This is a genomic window from Advenella alkanexedens (assembly GCF_019132845.1).
In the GTDB taxonomy this organism is placed as follows: Bacteria; Pseudomonadota; Gammaproteobacteria; order Burkholderiales; family Burkholderiaceae_B; genus Advenella; species Advenella alkanexedens.
In genome coordinates, this window is sequence record NZ_JAHSPR010000011.1 from 69,908 (window position 1) to 89,860 (window position 19,953).

Here is a 19,953-nt window from a genome sequence, read left to right on the forward strand (position 1 = left end):
AAAATCACCTTACACTTCTGGCAGGCAGCAGCATTGCCACTTATGTTTTAATGCATTAATCACAAGTATTTTTGCGCACTCGTGCGATAATCAGGGTCATGGATATTTCAACCAGAATCAATTTACATTTTCAAGACGCCATCCAGACATTGGAAAACAGCGCGTCCACACTCATATCACCGATTGCGCAAAGTATCGATATATTAGTCCAGGCAATCAGCAATAACGCAAAAGTACTGGCCTGCGGTAACGGCGGTTCCGCTGCGGATGCCCAGCATTTCATTGCCGAACTGGTTGGGCGGTTCGAACGCGACCGGATCCCGTTTGCCGGCATTGCACTCAATACAGACACCTCTATCATGACCGCAGTGGGCAACGACTATGGCTTTGATGTCATTTTCGAGCGCCAGGTACAGGCACTGGGTCAACCCGGTGATGTCCTGGTTGCCCTGTCCACCAGCGGCAACTCAAGCAATGTCATCAAGGCCATCCAGGCCGCACACGAACGGAACATGGCCGTCATCGCCCTGACCGGTAAAAGTGGCGGTGAAATTGCCGGTATGCTGACCGATTTCGATGTTCATCTTTGTGTTCCCCACGATCGCACCATGCGCATACAGGAAGTGCATGGTTTGCTGCTGCATGTGTTGTGTGATGGTATTGATGCATTCTTATTAGGAGATATTTCATGAAATTAAAGCGCGCAGCTCGAATAATTCGCCCTACCGCTTTACTTGCTTGTGTCCTGGGCGCCAGCACCCTGCTGTCCGCATGCGTCCCCTTGCTGGTGGGTAGTGCAGCAACCACAACAGCGGTGGTTATTTCTGACCGCCGCACCTCGGGCATGCAGCTGACCGACAAAAACATTGGCATCCGTACCGAAAGCCGCATCAGTGAAGAGCTTAAAGATTCGGTTCGCATTAATGCCATGGCCTACAACCAACGGGTCCTGTTAACCGGAGAGGCCTCCACCCTCGCCGCCAAAGAACGGGCCACCGCCATTGCGCGGGGCGTTCCCGATGTAAAAACCGTCCTGAATGAAGTCGTGGTTGCCCCACCGGCCTCATTCAGCACCCGTGCCAATGACTCATGGATAACGTCCAAGGTCAGAACGGAACTTCTCACCACCAAAGATGTCCCATCCGGTACCATTGACATCACGACCAGCCGGGGTGTTGTCTACCTGATGGGTCAGGTCACGCCCATCGAAGGAGACCGTGCTGCCTCGGCAGCAGCAGGTGTCAGCGGTGTTAACAGGGTTGTCAAAGTGTTTGACCTGGTTTCCGATACGGGTACCGCCAGCCAGCCGGCCACCACCTCATCAAGCGGTGGCATGACAGTCCCTGGAACAGAAGTGAATCCCTCCACGACGCAAACCTATCCGTTGAACTGATGAAAAAATTTATTGTTTCCCTTATTGTTGCCCTGGCCGGAATAGGCGCCTGGTTTATGCTGAGCTCAACCGAAGCGGCCCCCAATGTCACCTTTAACAGCCTCGAGGGCAAACAGTTCCAGACCACTGACCTGAAAGGCAAAGTCGTCCTGATTAAATTCTGGGCAACCAGTTGTGTTACCTGCATTCAGCAAATGCCCGATACCATTGCCTATTACAACAAATACAAAGACCAGGGCTACGACACGATCGCTGTTGCCATGGCCTACGACCCCGAGCTTTTCGTCCAGAACTATACCCGTGACAACAATCTGCCTTTTACGGTTACACTTGACAAAGATGGCAGCGTTGCCAAAGCTTTTGATGATATTAAATTTACGCCCGTCTCATATCTGCTCGACCGACAAGGCAATATTGTCAAGCGCTACATTGGCAATTATGATAAAGCCATCTTTGAAAAAACCTTGCAGGACACACTTGCCAAAACCTGATTCCATTTAACCTTTTAATTTGTGACCGAAAATGACCGACATTTTGCCACAGGATATCAATGTTGTTCCGCCATCTGTAAAAGCGGATATCATTTCTGAATCCCTGCCTTATATTCGCCGCTTTCATGGGAAAACCGTTGTTATCAAATATGGTGGCAACGCAATGACCGAAGAAAGCCTGCAACGCAGTTTTGCACGTGACGTTGTCCTGCTCAAGCTCATCGGCCTGAACCCCATCGTCATCCACGGTGGTGGTCCGCAAATCGACAGCGCCCTCAAGCGTCTGGGCAAAGATGGCAACTTCATCCAGGGCATGCGCGTGACCGATGCCGACACCATGGAAGTGGTTGAATGGGTCTTGGGCGGTCAGGTCCAGCAGGACATCGTCATGATGATTAACGAAGCCGGTGGCAAGGCGGTGGGCCTGACCGGCAAGGATGGCGGCCTCATCCAGGCACGCAAAAAATTAATGCCCAACAAGGAAAATCCCGACCAACCGCTGGATATCGGCTTTGTGGGTGATATCACCAGCATCGACCCGTCCGTAGTCAAGGCCCTGCAGGATGACCAATTCATCCCGGTCATTTCCCCTATTGGTTACGATCCCGAAGACGGTAATGTGTACAACATCAATGCCGACGTGGTGGCGGGCAAAATGGCCGAAGTCCTGCTAGCTGAAAAACTCCTGATGATGACCAATACACCCGGCGTGCTCGATAAATCAGGCAATCTGCTGCGTCGCCTTTCCGCCAAAGTGATTGATGAGCTTTTTGCCGATGGCACGATTTCCGGCGGCATGCTGCCCAAAATCTCATCAGCCCTTGAAGCAGCCAGAAATGGTGTGAATTCCGTCCATATCCTTGACGGCCGCGTTCCGCATTGCCTGCTGCTGGAAATCCTGACCGATAAAGGCGTTGGCACCATGATTACCGCCTAAGGCATGCACTGTTCCAACCTGATCAAGCCATTAGGTGCAAAAGCCATACACCGTCAAACCGGCCGTGTATGGCTTTTTGACCTGGACAATACCCTGCACGACGCTTCTCACGCCGTGTTTGCCCAGATTGATGTCAGCATGACTAAAGCCATCATGAAAGCGCTGGACATCGGTTTTGTACCGGCCACCGCACTACGGCAAAAATACTGGGAACGCTACGGAGCCACCATGATTGGCATGGAGCGCCATCATGGCGTCGATGCCTCGCGATTCCTGCACATGAGTCATGATTTTCACGCGCCCGACTTTGTCAAACCGGAACGAAATCTGGCCGGGTTATTGAAAAACACCCCCGGTATCAAGTACATCCTCACCAATGCCCCGCACAGTTATGCCTGCTCGGTCCTTGACACGCTGGGCATCCGTCACTGTTTTGCCGGTATCTGTTCCATCGATCAAATGCGCCTGCAAGGCACCTTTCGGCCAAAACCCTCGCCGACCTTAATGCATCAACTGCTTTCCCAGCTAAAATGCAAACCCACCGAAACCATCCTGGTTGAAGACACCCTGAAAAACCTGAAGATTGCCAAACAACTGCATATGAAAACCGTTCATATCTTCAATGCCGGCACGCCTTTCAGCTCCAAGCATAAAATCCGGCCGTCTTATGTGGACCTGCGGGTCAAGTCGGTCCATGAGCTATTGCGCCATCCGTTCTCTCATTCATGAAAAAAGCCGGCATCCAAAACCGGCTTTTTTTCATTAAAGGCAGTCAGCTTAATCGTATTAATGATTAATTCTGGCTAACCTTCCGACTTTGGCGGTCCAGTACCTCATTGAGGTTTTTAGCTGGCATATAGCCATTGATGCGACTGCCATCCTCAAAAAACATGGCAGGTGTTCCCTGCACGCCCAAGTCTCTGCCCAAGGCAAGAATACGGTTGATAGGCGTTTCGTCCTCACATTTTGCAGTAGGCGGTGTTTCATTTTTACCCATCCAGTTTCCCCATACCAGGGCCTGGTCTTTGGCACACCAGATATTCTTGGCTTTCACCATGGAATCAGGGGCCAGAATAGGCATCAGGAAGGTATACACGGTAACGTTATCAACGTTCTCGAACTCTTTATACAGTTTTTTGCAATAACCGCAATTGGGATCTTCAAAAATGGCCACTTTTCTTTCGCCATTCCCAATAACCCGTTTGACAGCCTGCTCAATGGGCAAGGATTCAAACGGCACCTCGGATAACTTGGCCACCCGCTCACTGGTCACATCGTTTTTGGTTTTGGCATCAATCAGGTTGCCGGCAATCACAAAATCGGCTTTTTCAGTGGTGTACACAATATTGGTACCCATCTGGACTTCATAAATCCCCTCATAAGGGGTTTTTTCGACAGCCGTTACTTCTACCTCAAAGGCCGAGGCAATGGCTTCTTTTATGCTATCCGTTGTGTTTGTTGCCTCTTGTGCCAAAAGCGGTGACGAAGCAAAGCCCAGCAAGCAACACAAAGACAGTGCCTTGAGCCTTGCCCATTTATTCAAATGCAATTTCATTCCAACTATTTCCTGTATAAAGCAGATAACAACCCGCCTTTGATAAATTAAAGTCCCGAAGCCGCCGCGATCAAACGCTGCTTGACAAACGGCAAGCGCTGCACCACGTCCATGCCGGCATTTCGCAAAAGTGCCAAAGGCCCGGATGACGGCGATGCAAAAAGCTTGTGCAGGCCGTCGGTGGCCAATCGCATGGCCAGAATGGCCTCCGCACGCTCGGTTTGATAGCGTTCAAGTACTCTAAGATCACCGAAAGAGCGAAAAGGTTCCTTTTGAGCCAGGGTATGGCATAAAACCTGCGCATCAACCAACCCAAGATTCAGTCCCTGCCCTGCCAGGGGGTGTACGCGATGAGCGGCATCTCCCACCAGGGCAATACCCGGTGCGGTCATTTTGGCTTTTTCAAGGGTAAGAGGAAAACCATACAGAGGGCTGCGTACACTGACCTTGCCCAATCTGCCTTGCGTAATTTCATCAAGTTTGCGGGGCAACTCGATGGCCAGCTGTTCTGGATCCATGGCCAGGAGCACGTTGGCCTGCTCATCACGCAATGACCACACCATGGAAACCTGATGGCCATCACGGGTATCAGGCAATGGCAGGAATGCCAGGATACCGTTGGGTCTGAACCATTGAATGGCCGTATTCAGATGCGGTTTTTCAGTGGTGAGCTGCAAAACCAGACCGGTATCACCATACGACCTGGCTTCATGTGCCAGCGCTGCCGCCTTGCGCAACGGAGAGCGCGCGCCATCGGCACCGATGAACAGCTCGGCCTGAAGCGTTTTACCTTTTTCAGTAACCACCTGGCCTGGCGAATAGCTTTGCATTTTGTCATCAATCCAGGGCACACCAAAAATTTGCACTGCCTGGAACAAGGCCTGTTCTATTTCCCCGGACTCCATAATCCAGGCCAACTCGGCTTGTGCCGCCTGCCAGGCATCAAGCACCACCATACCATCCCGGTCACCATGGATTTCCATGCTTTCAACCGGCACAATGCGCTCGGCAGGAATGGAATTCCAGACACCCAGCTCTTGCAAAAACAGCTGGCTGGCTGAAGAAATTGCATAAATCCTGGGATGGTACTGCTCACCAAGGTTAGCCATGGGCTTTTTCCTGGGTCCCAGCAAACACACATTCACTCTTTGCCTGGCCAAGGCCAGCGCGCAGGACAACCCAACAATACCGCCCCCACAAACCACTACATCATATTTACTCATCTTGCACTCGGTGCTCCAGCCTGTTTAGGCCATAAAATCCAAACTTCTCCCTGCTGCTTCATTTTACCAGCCAGATTACCGGCCTCGGGACCACTACCCCAGAAAAAATCAGTTCGGGCAGCCCCCTTGATGGCAGCACCCGTATCCTGGGCGAAAACCACCGTTTGCAACGGCTCGGTGGAGCCCGGCTGGGTCGTGGATAAAAACAGGGGAGAACCCAATGGCACGAACGTGGGATCAACCGCCACCGACCGTTGGGCAATTAAAGGAATACCGTAAGCGCCTTTAGGTCCAATCGCCTCATCGGTCACTTTTTCAGGCCGAAAAAACACCATGGCCTGATTGGCATTTAACATTTCATGAACACGATGGGGATTGGCCTTGGCCCAGGCCTTGATATTTTGCATGGATGCCTGACTGATGGGCAGTTCACCCTTATCGGCCAGCCATTTTCCAATGGAAGTATAAGGACGCCCGTTATGGTCGGCATAGGCCAGGCGCAGGGTTTCACCATTATCAAGCAGGACACGGCCTGAACCCTGGATTTGCAGGAAAAAGGCCTCAACAGGATCATCCAGCCAGGCAATAACCGGCGGCTTATTGGCGCTGGCGTTAATTTGCTCACGGGTATCGTAAGGCACCACTTTATTGCCCTCTAGTTTGCCCCGGATGCGTTTGCCTGCCAACTCAGGATAGACACTGCCCAGATCGATGGTGAGTAAATCAGCGGGCGGGGCGTACATGGGCCATTGATAAACGCCCCCTTGTGTCAGGGACCCTCTGACCACCGGCTCATAATAACCGGTAACGGTATTGCGGCTGCCATTTGCGCCAGAAACCTTCCAGGGCATCAAATGAGTTTGAAGAAAATTTTTCACAAAAGCGGCATCATTGCTGCGGGCAGGCTGACCCGATTCGGCAACGGCCTTGCAAACAGGCTGCCAGGCTTGTGGTGTGGCGCGTGCAGGTATTGTCAGGGAACCGGAAATGGGTCGCATCAGGCCCCGGCAATTATTCAGTAAAGTCAGCCAAAGATTATCAACCTGGGCCTGCTCCCAACCGGGCAAATCAGACCAGGAAGCCTGGGTATACTGGCCTGACAATTGACGTGCTGAGGTTTCCGCAAAGGAAGACAACGGAGGCACTGTCAAAGGCGCATCAATGGCAGGTGCCTCGGGTGCATCGACGGATACAAAAGGGGTGCCACCCGAACAGGCAGCCAGCAAAACAGCCGAACTGACTGAAAGGGTCAGAAGACGAAGTTTCATCATTATTTTTTTTCCGTTCTTAATGTAAGGTACGAGGTACGGTCAGCACGAATTCGGGAATATCGACATCAAAGGGAATACCGTTTTCACCCACACAGTGATAACTGCCCTTCATGGTGCCATAAGGCGTACTGAGCGGACACCCGCTGGTGTACTCAAAGGTATCGCCCACGGCAATCAGCGGCTGTTGCCCGATGACTCCCAGCCCCCTGACTTCCTGGACCTGCTCGTTACCATCCCTGATAATCCAGTGCCGGCTGATAACTTGTGCCGCAAACAAACCGTTATTCCTGATGCGTACCGTGTAAATAAAAAAATACTGCCTTTTTTCAGGATCCGATTGCTCCGGCAGATATTGCGCAATGACCTCAATCTCGATGCTATCAGATTTCAACAGAATTCTCCTGAATGAATTATCACACTATTTTATGTGAAATAATAACCGCTTATTGTACTTCCACCATCTCAAATTACGAAAAATCATCATGTCATTACAGCATGTTACCCGAATTGCACCCAGCATCCTGTCTGCCGATTTCGCCCGTTTGGGTGAAGAAGTCCGCGATGTCGTCCAAGCCGGTGCCGACTGGATCCATTTTGATGTCATGGACAACCATTATGTCCCCAACCTGACCATCGGCCCCATGGTGTGCGAAGCCATTCGTCCCCATACCACCGCCCCCATTGATGTCCATCTGATGTGTGAACCGGTTGACAGCCTGATTCCCATGTTCGCCAAGGCAGGTGCCAACATTATCACCTTCCACCCCGAGGCATCCCGTCACATAGACCGCAGCCTGGGACTTATCCGTGACCATGGCTGCAAGGCTGGCCTGGTTTTCAACCCCGGCACCCCGCTTGCCTTCATGGATCATGTCATGGACAAACTCGATGTGGTTCTGCTCATGTCGGTCAACCCGGGTTTTGGCGGACAAAAATTCATTCCCAACACACTGGACAAACTGCGCCAGGCCAGAACACGTATTGACCAATGGCAAAACCAGGGTGGCCAATCCATTCTACTCGAAGTTGACGGTGGCGTAAAAACCGATAACATCGCCCAGATCCGTGCCGCCGGTGCTGATACCTTTGTGGCCGGCTCAGCCATTTTCGGCCAGCAAGACTATGCCGCCATCATCGCTGAAATGCGCCGTGAAATCGCCAAGGGCGAAGCCACAGCAGCTTCTTCAACATAAGGGCACACCATGACCATCAACGCTGTTCTTATCGACCTTGACGGAACCCTGGTAGACAGCATTCCCGACCTTGCGCATGCCGCCAATGCCATGCGCCTGGAACTGGGCATGCATACCCTGGGACAAGACGTCATTGCCAGCTTTGTAGGCAAAGGCATCGACAACCTGATTACTCGCACCATCAATGCCAGTCTTGACAACGAGGAACTTCCTCCTGAGGTTTTCAATCAAGCCAGGGAAATTTTCGTTCGCCATTATCATCTGGTTAACGGTGATGCCAGCACCGTGTACCCCGGTGTCATCGACGGTCTGAAAGCCATGAAGGCACAAGGCCTGAAACTGGCCGTGGTCACCAACAAAGCCGAAGCATTCACCCTGCCCCTGTTAACCCAGACCGGCCTGATCGGTTTTTTTGACACAGTAGTGTCCGGTGACACCTGCGCAAGAAAAAAACCACATCCAGAGCCCTTATTGTATGCCTGTGAAAAACTGGGTTATCCGCCCGAAAACAGCGTGTTTATTGGTGATTCCATCAATGATGTGCAGGCGGCCCAGGCCGCTGGCATGCCTGTTTTAATCCTGCCTTACGGGTATAACGAAGGAAACAGTGTACAAACCCTTAAAGTAGATGCTATTATTGACTCAATGACTGGTGCGGCCCAATGGCTGGCCAATCAATGACAGACTCAGGAAATCAGCTACGCCCATGAAAACCCTTTTCAATGCATTCGCTTCTTCTTATCGCGCCAACTATTGGCGCTGGTGGCGTTTGTGTTCCGGGATTTTCAAGTAAAAGGCGCGTCCACGCATCCTTAACGTCAATCAAGCAGTAAATAAAATTCCCGGTAACCTGTATGGCAAGACCGGGTTTTTTTATTTCTGCCCGGTCTAATTAAAAAAATGAGACCTCTATGATGACTGAAATTGAATTTAACGCATTAGCAGCACAAGGCTACAACCGCATTCCAATTGTCAAGGAAACCTACGCAGACCTGGATACCACCTTGGGGATTTACCTCAAACTGGCCCATTCCGGCAAAGAAGCCGGCCGCATGACTTGTCTGCTGGAATCAGTGGTGGGTGGTGAACAATTTGGCCGTTACTCATTTATTGGGCTGCCTGCCAAAACCGTCATCAAGGCCAGCGGACAGCACACCGAAGTCATTACCGATGGCCAAGTGGTTGAATCCCATGACGGTGATCCCCTTGAATTCATCAAGACATTCCAGCAGCGTTTCAAAGTGGCCACCCGCCCCGGCATTCCCCGTTTTGCCGGTGGCCTGGCCGGTTATTTCGGTTACGATACCGTTCGCAACATAGAACCCAGCCTTGGCCCGGCCGTCAAGCCTTTTCCACATGGCCAGAAAGAAGGCATTCCCGACATCATGCTCATGCAAGTTGATGAACTGGTCATTGTTGACAACGTGATCGGTCGTACCTACCTCATGATTTATGCCGACCCGTCCGTCCCGGAAAGCTTCAGCAAAGCCCAGAAACGGCTCCTGAAATTGCGTACCATGCTGCGCAAACCGGTTGAAATTCCCTACAGCCTGCCCAGCATGGTGACGGAAGAAATCAGGGACTTCAAGAAAGAGGACTACATCAAGGCCGTCCTCAAAGCCAAAGAACATATTGCTGCCGGTGACCTGATGCAGGTCCAGGTCGGCCAGGTGATTGCCAAGCCATTCCGTGATTCACCGCTGTCCCTGTACCGTGCCCTGCGCTCACTGAACCCGTCCCCCTACATGTACTTCTGGAACTTTGGCGATTTCCATGTTGTGGGTGCCTCACCCGAAACCCTGGTGCGCCAGGAAGTATTTTTGGATGAAAACAAACAGGAACAATCCACGATTACCATCCGTCCGCTGGCCGGAACCCGCAAGCGTGGTGAAACGCCTTCCGAAGATGCCGCGCTGGCCGAAGAACTGAGGGCCGATCCCAAGGAAATTGCCGAACATGTCATGCTGATTGACCTGGCCCGCAACGATGTGGGGCGCGTGGCACAAACCGGCACTGTTGTCGTGTCCGACCAGATGAATATTGAACGTTATTCACACGTGATGCACCTGGTTTCCAATGTCAAGGGTACGCTTAAACCGGGCATGGGTGCCATTGATGTCTTGCGCGCCTCGTTCCCTGCCGGCACACTGACCGGTGCGCCCAAAGTCAAGGCCATGGAAATCATTGACGAGCTTGAACCGGTACGCCGTGGCGTATACGGTGGTGCCGCCGGCTACTTAAGCTACAACGGCACCATGGATGTGGCCATTGCGATTCGTACCGGCGTGATTAAAAACGGCATGCTTTACGTACAGGCCGCCGCCGGCATTGTGGCCGACTCCGATCCTGAAAAAGAATGGCTCGAAACCGAAGCCAAGGCACGCGCCGTACTGCGTGCGGCCGAACAGGTCCAGTATGGCCTTGACCAACCCGTTTAACAGTACAGAAGAAGGATAACAACATGTTGCTGATGCTAGATAACTATGATTCATTCACCTATAACCTGGTTCAGTATTTTGGCGAACTGGGCGAAGACGTTAAGGTTGTGCGCAATGACCAGATGACGGTGGAAGAAATTGCCGCCCTGGATCCGGATCTGATTTGCGTTTCACCCGGCCCCTGCTCACCCGCCGAGGCAGGCATTTCCGTTGAACTGATCAAACACTTTGCCGGCAAAAAACCCATCCTGGGCGTTTGCCTGGGGCATCAATCAATTGGCGCCGCCTTTGGCGGGAAGATCATTCGTGCCAAACAGATCATGCACGGCAAAACCTCACCCATCACCCATACCGGGACCGATGTTTTCAAGGGCCTGCCATCTCCTTTCACCGTTACCCGCTATCACTCGCTGGCCATCGAGCGCGAAACCCTGCCCGATTGCCTGACCGTCACCGCCGAAACCGACGATGGTGAAATCATGGGCGTCGCCCACAAAACCCTGCCCATTTACGGGGTGCAATTTCATCCTGAGTCGGTCCTTAGCGAGCATGGACATGCCCTGTTGAAAAATTTTCTGGATATGAACAAAAAATGAAAATCACCTATACCGAAGCGCTTACCCGCTGTATTGAACACCGCGAAATTTTCCATGACGAAATGCTGCACCTGATGCGTCAACTGATGAATGGCGAAGTACCCGACACCATTGCCAGTGCCCTGCTGATAGGTCTGCGCGTCAAAAAAGAAACCGTTGGCGAACTGACCGCAGCGGCAACCGTCATGCGCGAATTTGCCACCCCGGTCAACCTGGACAATACCGATGACCTGCTGGACATGTGCGGTACGGGCGGTGATGGCAGCAACACCTTCAACATTTCAACCACCGCCATGTTTGTTGCCGCGGCCGCGGGCGTAAAAATCGCCAAACACGGCAACCGCAGCGCCTCATCCTCTTCCGGCAGCGCCGATGCACTGGAAGCCATGGGCGCCAATATCGAGCTGCAACCCGACCAGGTTCGCGAATGTATTGAAAACATCGGCATCGGCTTCATGTACGCCCCGCATCACCATGCCAGCATGAAAAATGTGGCTGCCGTACGCAAGGCGCTGGGTGTGCGAACCATGTTCAATATCCTGGGCCCCCTGACCAATCCTGCCAAGGCCGGTAACCAGCTCATGGGCGTCTTCCACCCCGACCTGGTCGGCATCCAGGTTCGCGTTCTGCAACAGCTGGGCGCCAAACACGTCCTCATCATCCACGGCCTCGATGGCATGGATGAAGCCTCTCTGGGTGCGGCCACCCTGGTTGGCGAATTGAAAAATGGCGTGGTCAGTGAATACAAAATCCACCCTGAAGACTTTGGCATGCAAATGGTGTCCAACCGCAGCCTGAAAGTGGCCAACAAGGAAGAATCCCTGGAAAAAATGAGGGAAGCCCTGGACAACCGTGAAGGAGCAGCCAGGGATATCGTTATTCTTAACGCCGGTCTGGCCATTTACACAGGCAACAAAGCCGATTCAATCAAGGATGGCATCCATCAGGCACGCGAATTGATTGCATCTGGCGCGGCACGGGATAAAATGGAAGAATTCTGTGCATTCACAAGGAAATTCAACTCATGAGCGATATTTTAGCCAAGATTCTGGCCGTTAAAAAAGAAGAGGTTTCTTCCCAGAAACAGATCCGCAGCGAAGCGGACTTGCTGCGCGAAGCCCAGGCCCGGCAGGATGTCCGTGGGTTTGCCAATGCCCTGCGTGAAAAAATAGGTGCTCGCAAGGCTGCGGTCATTGCAGAAATCAAAAAAGCCTCTCCCTCCAAAGGCATCATCAGGGAAAACTTCAACCCGCCCGAAATCGCGCGCAGCTATGCCGCCAATGGCGCGGCCTGCCTGTCCGTCTTAACCGATGTCCAGTTTTTCCAGGGTTCCTACGATTACCTTCGCCAGGCCCGCGCGGCCTGCCCGTTACCCGTCCTGCGCAAGGACTTCATGATCGATCCCTACCAGATCATCAATGCCCGCGCCATGGGTGCCGACTGCATTTTGCTGATCGTGTCCGCCCTCTCCAAAGAGCAACTCAAAGAGTTTGAAAAGCTGGCATTTGAACTGGGCATGGATGTACTGGTCGAAGTTCATGACCGCGACGAGCTGGAAATCGCGCTGGAGCTTAAAACACCGCTCATCGGCATCAACAACCGTAACCTGCGTACCTTTGAAACCTCGTTGCAAAACACCCTGGATCTTTTGCCACTGATTCCCGACGACCGCACTGTCATTACGGAAAGCGGCATTCACTCGCATGAAGACGTTCAAAAAATGATAGACCATGATGTCTATGGCTTTTTGATTGGCGAGGCCTTCATGCGTGAACCCGACCCGGGTCTGGCACTGGCCGGTTTCATCAGGGAATAACCCAATGACTGACGCCTGCGTATTATGTAACGCCAGCAACGAACCGCTTATTTGGCAAAATGAACAGGTTCGCGTCATTGACGCTGCCGATGCAGACTACCCCTGTTATACCCGTGTTATCTGGCAACAACACGTCAAGGAAATGACCGACCTGTCCCCCGACGAACAAATGCGTTTCATGCGCTTTGTGTTATGCGTTGAATCGCTTCAACGGCAGGTACTCAATCCGGACAAAATCAACCTGGCACAATTCGGCACCATGGTGCCGCATTTGCACTGGCATATTATTCCCCGTTTCAGACAAGACCGGCACTTTCCCGGCTCCACCTGGGGCACTCCCCGCTTTACCCAGAGCGAGGCACCGGCCGAATGGCAGGACCATCTCAGTCAAATGAATCAACTGAAACCGGCCTACCACCAGGCCCTTGCCCGTGCATTGGCGGAAATCTGAATGTCTGCGTCAAACTGCTTCAAGGGATCCCTGCCCGATCAACTCATGCGCTGCCATCCCCATTGGCAGGCCCTGTTCAGGCAGCCCTCGCTTAAACCCGTCATGGAACACATCAACCATTTCCTGAACGAACGGCTACGGGCGGGGGCCATTATTTACCCGGCGGCACCCCTCAAAATATTCGAGCAACTGGGGCCTGAAAACACCCGGGTCGTTATCCTGGGCCAGGACCCTTACCATGGGCCGGGCCAGGCGCAAGGGCTGGCTTTTTCCGTGCCGAACCACATCAAAACCCCTCCCAGCCTGCGCAATATCTTCAAAGAGCTGGCTCAGGAATACCAAAACATTAGGCTTGAAGGAAATGACCTGAGCCCCTGGGTCAACCAAGGTGTCATGCTACTCAATACTGTCCTGACCGTTGAGAACGGCCAACCGGCTTCCCACGCCCGGCTGGGCTGGCAACACATTACCGATACCGTCATCAGCCATCTTGCCAACCAGGCACATTGCGTTTTCCTGTTATGGGGTGCGCATGCCCAAAGTAAAATCCCCCTGATCCTGGCAGGCCAGGGAAATCACCTTATACTGAAAAGCAACCATCCCTCTCCCTTATCTGCCAGCCGCCCCCCCGAACCTTTTCTTGGCAATGGACATTTCAAGGCCTGCAATGAATGGCTTTCAGCCCATGACCAGGCCCCCGTCAACTGGGCCCTGTCACATAATGATACAAAACAAAAGCTACAACTTGACTTAAATATCTGATTTACTGTCTTTTAATCTTTACAAGTTAGTAAAAACCCTTTATCATTGATTTCTTACTGCAAATTGATTGGCATTTTTACTTCAGCAGTGAATTCAGTAGTTAATGTAGTTAAGGCTTATTTAGCCCATATGCCAACCATCATCGCTCCTACCTCCTGACCTGCGCTGTTTTAATACATCCATTGGTTGATCCGGTCGGCACGATGCTCCGATCAACAACTCGTCTGGCCTTACCCCTTTCGTTTTCTGTTTGCTCACACATTCATACTTAGCATGAGTCGCGTTTTATCGTGTTCGTTCATGCCTGTGGTATTCGATGTTTCTGCGCAAAACAGACACATCCCCAGGCTTGTTAATTAATACTTTAAGGACACTTATGTCATTTGACACTCTTGGTTTATCGCCCATTCTTTTATCTGCACTGAAAAAATCCGGTTATACCGAACCGACCTCCGTGCAGTCCGCCTCTATTCCCCAGGCACTGGAAGGGCATGACCTGATTGTTTCTGCTCAAACCGGCAGTGGCAAAACCGCCGCTTTCATGCTGCCTTCCCTGAATCGTATCGCCAACATGCCCGCCAATAAAGGCGCAGGCGTTCAAGTGCTGGTACTGACCCCCACCCGTGAATTGGCCCAGCAAGTGGCTGAAGCGACCAAAACCTATGGTCAGGGCATTCAGGACTTGCGTATTGCCACCGTTGTGGGCGGTATGCCCTATGGCGCGCAAATCAAAATGCTTTCACGACGCGTAGACGTACTGGTTGCCACCCCAGGCCGCCTGATCGACCACCTGAATGCCAAGCGCGTTAACCTGTCACAGGTACACACTCTGATTCTTGACGAAGCCGATCGCATGCTGGACATGGGCTTCATTGAAGATATTGAAAGCATTGTGGCCAAAACTCCGGCAAACCGCCAAACCCTGATGTTCTCTGCAACCTTCGAAGGCTCTGTTGCCCGCCTGGCCGCAGACATGCTGAACGAACCCAAACGCATTGATATTTCAAACCAGAAACAAAAACACACCAACATCACGCAAACCCTGCTGTACGCAGATGACGCTGCACACAAAATGCGCCTGCTTGATCACCTGCTGCGTGATGCATCGGTAGACCAGGCGATTGTATTTACCGCTACCAAACGGGGTGCCGATGCCTTGGCCGACCGCCTTGACGAAGAGGGTTTTGCCGCCTCAGCCCTGCATGGCGACATGAACCAGCGCCAGCGTACCCGCACTCTGAACCAGCTGCAACGTGGCCGTCTGCGCATTCTGGTTGCCACCGACGTGGCCGCCCGTGGCATTGACGTACAAGGCATCAGCCACGCCATCAACTACGACTTGCCCATGCAGGCCGAAGACTACGTTCACCGTATCGGCCGTACCGGCCGTGCCGGCAGAAACGGTCTGGCCTTTACACTGGCAACCCATAGCGAAAGACATAAAATCCGTCGTATCGAACACTTCATCGGCCAAACGCTGAATGCAGAAACCATTGAAGGCCTGGAGCCCACTAAAACGGCAGAAAGCACACGCTCACGCAAGGGTGGCAAAGGCGGTGGTCGCAATGGTGGTGGTGAGCGCAGGTTCAACAAAGGCAAAGACCAGTCCCGCTCCGGCTTTGCCATGAGAAAAGGCGATCAGGAAAGGTCTTTTGACAAACCCCGCGCTGAATTTGGCGATCGCCCTGCCCGTGCAGAACGCCCTTCATTTGGTGACCGTCCCGCCCGTGCCGCTTACGGTGACCGCCCTGCCCGTGGTGGCTTCGGTGGTGATCGCCCGTCTTTTGGTGATCGTCCTGCCAAGGCCGGTTTTGGTGACCGTCCATCACGTGGCGGTTTCGGCGGTGATCGTCCTGCCAAGGAAGGCCGGCCCGCCTCACGTGGCAACGACCGTCCATTCGGCAAAGGCAACAAAGAGTCTTTCGCTCGCGGCAAGAAAAAACCGGCACCTCGTGCCTGGGCCTAATCAATCTACTTGATTAAGGCTTAAACAAAAAGGGAATCGTTAATAACGATTCCCTTTTTTTATTCAGGTACTTTTATTGAAACAATCATTTGATTGAAAAAAATCAATTCAAGCCTGAACAACGATCCTATCATCCAGCAATTGCTGGATACGCTCACTGTTCACACCCCATTCCCGCAATACCTCTACCGTATGCTGGCCGGCTATTGGCGACGGATTCCGGATGGCAAACTCGAACCCGCTCATTTTGAACGGGCTGCCCAATTGCCTGACGGTTTCACCCTGTTCATTGCTTGACTCGATAATCATGCCCCGTTCTTTAAAGTGGACATCATTGGCGGTTTCACCCATATTTAACACAGGCGTGACACAACAATCACTGCCTGCCAGTTTTTCACACCACCAGGCAAAATCGTAAGCTGCAATTAACTGACCAAGTTCGTTTTTCGCATAATTGACCTGCTCAGGATCGGATGCGTCATGGAATGGTTTCAGGTCTTCGCGTCCGATCAGCTCACAAAACTCATCCCAGAATTTTCGTTCAAAAGAACCCACGGCAATATAACGTCCATCAGCGGTTTCATAAAAACCATAATAAACCGCCGACCCCGTTAGCTTGGTGGCACCCGCAGGGGTGGCCTGCCCAAACTCATTCAGGGCGGCCATCGGTAAACCGGCATAAGCCAGAATACCGTCAGAAAAAGAAATATCGACCAGGCGTCCCTGACCGGTTCGCTGTGCGTCAAACAATGCCGCCAGTATCCCAATAGATGCTGTGGAAGCGCCTCCCAGCAGATCGGCCAAAGGCAGATTGGACAAGGCCGGTGTCCCCGTACCGTTCCCCACCTGATCGGCAACACCCGCCCTGGCAATATAGTTAATATCATGACCGGCTGCCTGGCTGTAAGGACCTGTTTGCCCATAGCCGGTCATACTGCAATACACAATGGCGGGATTACGCTGTTTGACTGCCTCATAGCCCACACCCAGGCGATCCATGACACCAGGTCTGAATCCCTCGATCACCACATCGACTTTTTCACACAGATCCAGAAACAGGGCCTTGCCGGCCTCTTTTTTCAAATCCAGCTGCAAGCCCCGTTTATTCCGGTTTACCTGGGAGCGCAAGGCGGCCCAGGCATAGTCACCGGCTCCGGTATCTTCCAGCTTGACCACCTCGGCGCCCATATCGGCCAGATGCATGGCACAAGCCGGCCCCGGCAGCAAACGGGTTAAATCCAGCACCCTGACCCCCTGAAGTGGTGCACGTGAAACCTGAGTCATATTTTTTCTCCTGTTATATTATTTTGATCTGCCTGCAGTTTACGCCACATTATTTTACCCGTATTGGATTTTGGCAAGGCGTCCACAAATTCGACCAGTCTGGGCGCCTTGTAAACCGCCATCTTTTCCCTGGCCCAGGCAATCAAATCCTGCTCCGACAATTGCCCCTCGTACTCCGGTTTCAGCACAACCAGTGCCTTCACGATCTCACCCTTGACGCTATCCTGGATACCGACAATGCATACCTCATGAACGGCAGGATGATCATAGAATGTGTTTTCCACCTCACTGGGCCAGACTTTATACCCGGATACGTTGATCATCCGTTTAAGGCGATCACACATGAAAAAGTAACCATCCTCATCAATCCTTGCCAAATCACCCGTACGGAAGAAAACCCGACCATCACGTTCCAGAAAAGATTCCTGGTTGGCCTGTTCGTTTTTCCAATATCCTTTCATGACCTGCGGACCACTGGTGATGAGCTCACCCACCTCACCCTGCGGCAACTCCTGCAAGGTGGCCGGATCAACAATGCGTGAATCAACCCCCTGGGTTGGTATGCCCAGACACTGACGTTTGCTGTGCTCAAGCGGATTACAATGCAGGAAAGAAGCGGTTTCGGTCATGCCGTAACCCTCATTGTAAACAATGCCAAAACGCGTTTTAAGCATGGCGGCAATCGCTTCCGGCATGGCAGCGCCCCCTCCGGACAGCAAGGCCAGACTGGATAAATCACGTTGATCGGCCGAAGGCTGCGAAAAACAATCCAGCACCATGGCAGGCGGGGCCGTCCATACGGAAACCCGATGTTTTTCCATTAATTTCAGGGCCAATTCGGCATTCCAGCGCGGCATCATGACAACGGTCCCCCCCAGCACGATGGGCATGTTCATGCCATTTTGCATACCCAGCATGTGAAACATGGGTGCCACCGACAACATGACCGATTCGGCATGCAAATTACGCCAGATGGCTGAATTCACCAATGAGGCCAGTAAGGTTGAATGCGTATGAATGCAGCCTTTGGGTTTGCCGGTGGTACCCGATGTATACGGCAGCACACAAAAATCATCCGGGTCGGTCTGTACCGCTTCGGCCGACAAACCCGCCTGTAGCGCCTCGGAAAATGCCACCATCCCATCAGACAAGCCAGGATCATGGTGCTGCCTGACAAAATCAGGCAAATCGGGATCAGCCAGATCCGCCACAAAATCACGGTAAGCATGCACCATGACATGCCGCAACCCGTCCTCCCTGTTACTTTGCATGCAAGGGACAATCTGCTTTAACAACTCCTGCGCTACAAAAGCGAACCGGGCACCACTATCATCCATATAGTGCTGAATTTCAGAGGAGGTACACATTGCATTAACCGGCACCACCACTGCCCCCAGCTGCAGGACGGCATAAAATGCAATCACAAACTGCGGGCAATTCTGACTCATCAGCAACACGCGATCACCCAGGTGCAACGCTTCATAGAAAGGGAAATCAGCCCTTTTCATGCGCAATGGGAAAAAGACGGCATTGTGCCTAAATCGGTTTGGGCCAAAGCCGGCCAGGAAGGCCTGCTTAACTGCATGCTGCCCGAGCCCTATGGCGGTGGTGGTGATTTTGGCCACTCTGCCGTACTGGTTGAAGAAATGGGCAAGGTCAATGCCACTGGCCCGGGCTTTAACCTGCACTCGGAAATTGTCGCCCCCTATATTTTCCGCTACGGTACGCCAGAACAAAAAGACCGCTGGCTGCCAGCCATGGCCAGTGGCAACATCATTGGCGCGATTGCCATGACCGAACCCGGCACCGGCAGCGACCTGAAAGCGGTCAGGACCACAGCCCAACGCGAGGGCGACCATTATATTATTAACGGCCAGAAAACCTTCATTACCAACGGCCTGAATGCCGACCTGGTGATTGTGGTTTGCAAAACCGACCCCGATCTGGGCGCCAAAGGCATTTCCCTAATCTGCGTTGATGCCAACACACCAGGTTTCAGCAAAGGCAGAAAACTGGAAAAAATCGGCCTGCACGCCCAGGATACCTCCGAACTGTTTTTTGATAATGTCAAAGTGCCCGTGAGCAACCGCCTGGGTGAAGAAAATGCCGGCTTCAGCTACCTGATGCACGAACTGGCCCAGGAACGCCTGGTGATTGCCGTGCGTGCCGCCGCCTCGATTGAATCTTTCCTGGAAAAAACCATTGCCTATACCCGTGACCGCAAAACCTTCGGGCAAAGCGTGTTTGACTACCAGAACACCCGTTTCAAACTGGCCGAAGCCAAGGCCCAAAGCACCATGCTGCGGGTTTTTGTAGACCAATGCATCGCACTGCACCTGGACAAGGCCCTGTCCCCCGCCCAAGCCGCCATGGCCAAGCTGAATGCCACCGACATGCAGGGGCGCCTGCTGGACATGTTCCTGCAAATGCACGGCGGCTATGGTTATATGTCAGAGTACGGCATTGGCCAGGCCTGGATCGATGCCCGCATCGGGCGGATTTATGGCGGCAGCGATGAAATCATGAAAGAGATTATTGCCCGAACGCTGTAAGCATTGTCGACAAGACGCGTTTTGT

At 52.6% G+C, this 19,953-nt stretch carries 21 protein-coding genes; 15 read left to right on the plus strand and 6 right to left on the minus strand.

What is annotated here, in order from left to right; genetic code table 11:
• The first annotated feature begins 98 nt into the window (after positions 1–98).
• The 5 genes from KU392_RS12730 to KU392_RS12750 are packed head-to-tail and all read left to right on the plus strand — an operon-like array spanning position 99 to position 3,550.
• Positions 99–692 carry a phosphoheptose isomerase gene (locus KU392_RS12730; protein ID WP_169293248.1) on the plus strand — a complete coding sequence of 198 codons (594 nt, stop codon included), beginning with the start codon at positions 99–101 and terminating at the stop codon, positions 690–692.
• The gene (locus tag KU392_RS12735; protein ID WP_169293247.1) at positions 689–1,393 is read left to right on the plus strand and encodes a BON domain-containing protein; all 705 of its coding nucleotides are present in this window, start codon (positions 689–691) and stop codon (positions 1,391–1,393) included. The genes KU392_RS12730 and KU392_RS12735 overlap by 4 nt, the downstream gene beginning before the upstream one ends.
• On the plus strand, positions 1,393–1,884 hold the full coding sequence (locus tag KU392_RS12740) for a TlpA disulfide reductase family protein (protein WP_169293246.1): 492 nt from the start codon (positions 1,393–1,395) through the stop codon (positions 1,882–1,884). Before KU392_RS12735 ends, KU392_RS12740 begins: the two co-directional genes overlap by 1 nt.
• A gap of 31 nt (positions 1,885–1,915) precedes the next feature.
• Entirely contained in the window at positions 1,916–2,821 is a 906-nt protein-coding gene (gene argB, locus KU392_RS12745) for an acetylglutamate kinase (protein WP_169293245.1), read from the plus strand.
• A 3-nt stretch (positions 2,822–2,824) separates the two neighbouring features.
• Positions 2,825–3,550: a pyrimidine 5'-nucleotidase gene (locus KU392_RS12750; RefSeq protein WP_169293244.1), complete on the plus strand. Its 726-nt coding sequence runs from the start codon at positions 2,825–2,827 to the stop codon at positions 3,548–3,550.
• A 64-nt stretch (positions 3,551–3,614) separates the two neighbouring features.
• Here the strand turns inward: KU392_RS12750 and KU392_RS12755 are convergent, their stop codons facing one another.
• Genes KU392_RS12755 through apaG form a run of 4 tightly spaced genes read right to left on the minus strand, consistent with a single transcriptional unit; the run spans position 3,615 to position 7,261 of the window.
• A complete protein-coding gene (locus KU392_RS12755; protein ID WP_217735487.1) occupies positions 3,615–4,376 on the minus strand; it encodes a DsbC family protein in 762 nt (253 codons plus the stop codon).
• A 47-nt stretch (positions 4,377–4,423) separates the two neighbouring features.
• Positions 4,424–5,599 (minus strand): FAD-dependent oxidoreductase, encoded by a 1,176-nt coding sequence (locus KU392_RS12760; protein ID WP_169293242.1) that lies wholly within the window; start codon positions 5,597–5,599, stop codon positions 4,424–4,426.
• The gene (gene mltA, locus KU392_RS12765; protein ID WP_217735500.1) at positions 5,596–6,867 is read right to left on the minus strand and encodes a murein transglycosylase A; all 1,272 of its coding nucleotides are present in this window, start codon (positions 6,865–6,867) and stop codon (positions 5,596–5,598) included. The genes KU392_RS12760 and mltA overlap by 4 nt, the downstream gene beginning before the upstream one ends.
• 19 nt (positions 6,868–6,886) lie before the next feature.
• Entirely contained in the window at positions 6,887–7,261 is a 375-nt protein-coding gene (gene apaG / locus KU392_RS12770; RefSeq protein WP_169293241.1) for a Co2+/Mg2+ efflux protein ApaG, read from the minus strand.
• Between the two features lie 91 nt (positions 7,262–7,352).
• On the opposite strand from apaG, the gene rpe reads away from it, so the two are divergent.
• The 9 genes from rpe to KU392_RS12815 all read left to right on the plus strand — a co-directional run bounded on the left by rpe (position 7,353) and on the right by KU392_RS12815 (position 16,092).
• A complete protein-coding gene (rpe, locus tag KU392_RS12775; RefSeq protein WP_169293240.1) occupies positions 7,353–8,063 on the plus strand; it encodes a ribulose-phosphate 3-epimerase in 711 nt (236 codons plus the stop codon).
• A 9-nt stretch (positions 8,064–8,072) separates the two neighbouring features.
• On the plus strand, positions 8,073–8,744 hold the full coding sequence (locus tag KU392_RS12780; RefSeq protein WP_217735488.1) for a phosphoglycolate phosphatase: 672 nt from the start codon (positions 8,073–8,075) through the stop codon (positions 8,742–8,744).
• A gap of 233 nt (positions 8,745–8,977) precedes the next feature.
• Positions 8,978–10,501, plus strand: coding sequence for an anthranilate synthase component I family protein (locus KU392_RS12785; RefSeq protein WP_217735501.1), 1,524 nt, complete (start codon positions 8,978–8,980; stop codon positions 10,499–10,501).
• A gap of 23 nt (positions 10,502–10,524) precedes the next feature.
• Entirely contained in the window at positions 10,525–11,097 is a 573-nt protein-coding gene (locus tag KU392_RS12790; protein ID WP_169293238.1) for an anthranilate synthase component II, read from the plus strand.
• Positions 11,094–12,125: an anthranilate phosphoribosyltransferase gene (gene trpD, locus KU392_RS12795; protein WP_169293237.1), complete on the plus strand. Its 1,032-nt coding sequence runs from the start codon at positions 11,094–11,096 to the stop codon at positions 12,123–12,125. Before KU392_RS12790 ends, trpD begins: the two co-directional genes overlap by 4 nt.
• Positions 12,122–12,913 carry an indole-3-glycerol phosphate synthase TrpC gene (trpC, locus tag KU392_RS12800; protein WP_217735489.1) on the plus strand — a complete coding sequence of 264 codons (792 nt, stop codon included), beginning with the start codon at positions 12,122–12,124 and terminating at the stop codon, positions 12,911–12,913. Before trpD ends, trpC begins: the two co-directional genes overlap by 4 nt.
• A gap of 4 nt (positions 12,914–12,917) precedes the next feature.
• Positions 12,918–13,364: an HIT family protein gene (locus KU392_RS12805; RefSeq protein ID WP_169293235.1), complete on the plus strand. Its 447-nt coding sequence runs from the start codon at positions 12,918–12,920 to the stop codon at positions 13,362–13,364.
• Complete coding sequence (locus KU392_RS12810; RefSeq protein ID WP_169293234.1) at positions 13,365–14,126, plus strand: uracil-DNA glycosylase; 762 nt, start codon at positions 13,365–13,367, stop codon at positions 14,124–14,126.
• 376 nt (positions 14,127–14,502) lie between these two features.
• The gene (locus KU392_RS12815) at positions 14,503–16,092 is read left to right on the plus strand and encodes a DEAD/DEAH box helicase (protein ID WP_169293233.1); all 1,590 of its coding nucleotides are present in this window, start codon (positions 14,503–14,505) and stop codon (positions 16,090–16,092) included.
• A gap of 108 nt (positions 16,093–16,200) precedes the next feature.
• Here the strand turns inward: KU392_RS12815 and KU392_RS12820 are convergent, their stop codons facing one another.
• Positions 16,201–17,376 carry a CaiB/BaiF CoA transferase family protein gene (locus KU392_RS12820; protein ID WP_169293232.1) on the minus strand — a complete coding sequence of 392 codons (1,176 nt, stop codon included), beginning with the start codon at positions 17,374–17,376 and terminating at the stop codon, positions 16,201–16,203.
• Positions 17,373–18,884 carry a long-chain-fatty-acid--CoA ligase gene (locus KU392_RS12825; RefSeq protein WP_217735490.1) on the minus strand — a complete coding sequence of 504 codons (1,512 nt, stop codon included), beginning with the start codon at positions 18,882–18,884 and terminating at the stop codon, positions 17,373–17,375. The genes KU392_RS12820 and KU392_RS12825 overlap by 4 nt, the downstream gene beginning before the upstream one ends.
• On the opposite strand from KU392_RS12825, the gene KU392_RS12830 reads away from it, so the two are divergent.
• The gene (locus KU392_RS12830) at positions 18,837–19,928 is read left to right on the plus strand and encodes an acyl-CoA dehydrogenase family protein (protein WP_343212455.1); all 1,092 of its coding nucleotides are present in this window, start codon (positions 18,837–18,839) and stop codon (positions 19,926–19,928) included. The two genes, KU392_RS12825 and KU392_RS12830, sit on opposite strands and share 48 nt — an antisense overlap.
• Positions 19,929–19,953: the final 25 nt, after the last annotated feature.

Coding starts and splice junctions, on each gene's coding strand:
- KU392_RS12730 (WP_169293248.1), top strand. CDS start 99: ATGGATATTTCAACCAGAATCAATTTACATTTTCAAGACGCCATCCAG.
- KU392_RS12735 (WP_169293247.1), top strand. CDS start 689: ATGAAATTAAAGCGCGCAGCTCGAATAATTCGCCCTACCGCTTTACTT.
- KU392_RS12740 (WP_169293246.1), top strand. CDS start 1,393: ATGAAAAAATTTATTGTTTCCCTTATTGTTGCCCTGGCCGGAATAGGC.
- argB (WP_169293245.1), top strand. CDS start 1,916: ATGACCGACATTTTGCCACAGGATATCAATGTTGTTCCGCCATCTGTA.
- KU392_RS12750 (WP_169293244.1), top strand. CDS start 2,825: ATGCACTGTTCCAACCTGATCAAGCCATTAGGTGCAAAAGCCATACAC.
- KU392_RS12755 (WP_217735487.1), bottom strand. CDS start 4,376: ATGAAATTGCATTTGAATAAATGGGCAAGGCTCAAGGCACTGTCTTTG.
- KU392_RS12760 (WP_169293242.1), bottom strand. CDS start 5,599: ATGAGTAAATATGATGTAGTGGTTTGTGGGGGCGGTATTGTTGGGTTG.
- mltA (WP_217735500.1), bottom strand. CDS start 6,867: ATGAAACTTCGTCTTCTGACCCTTTCAGTCAGTTCGGCTGTTTTGCTG.
- rpe (WP_169293240.1), top strand. CDS start 7,353: ATGTCATTACAGCATGTTACCCGAATTGCACCCAGCATCCTGTCTGCC.
- KU392_RS12780 (WP_217735488.1), top strand. CDS start 8,073: ATGACCATCAACGCTGTTCTTATCGACCTTGACGGAACCCTGGTAGAC.
- KU392_RS12785 (WP_217735501.1), top strand. CDS start 8,978: ATGACTGAAATTGAATTTAACGCATTAGCAGCACAAGGCTACAACCGC.
- KU392_RS12790 (WP_169293238.1), top strand. CDS start 10,525: ATGTTGCTGATGCTAGATAACTATGATTCATTCACCTATAACCTGGTT.
- trpD (WP_169293237.1), top strand. CDS start 11,094: ATGAAAATCACCTATACCGAAGCGCTTACCCGCTGTATTGAACACCGC.
- trpC (WP_217735489.1), top strand. CDS start 12,122: ATGAGCGATATTTTAGCCAAGATTCTGGCCGTTAAAAAAGAAGAGGTT.
- KU392_RS12805 (WP_169293235.1), top strand. CDS start 12,918: ATGACTGACGCCTGCGTATTATGTAACGCCAGCAACGAACCGCTTATT.
- KU392_RS12810 (WP_169293234.1), top strand. CDS start 13,365: ATGTCTGCGTCAAACTGCTTCAAGGGATCCCTGCCCGATCAACTCATG.
- KU392_RS12815 (WP_169293233.1), top strand. CDS start 14,503: ATGTCATTTGACACTCTTGGTTTATCGCCCATTCTTTTATCTGCACTG.
- KU392_RS12820 (WP_169293232.1), bottom strand. CDS start 17,376: ATGACTCAGGTTTCACGTGCACCACTTCAGGGGGTCAGGGTGCTGGAT.
- KU392_RS12825 (WP_217735490.1), bottom strand. CDS start 18,884: ATGAAAAGGGCTGATTTCCCTTTCTATGAAGCGTTGCACCTGGGTGAT.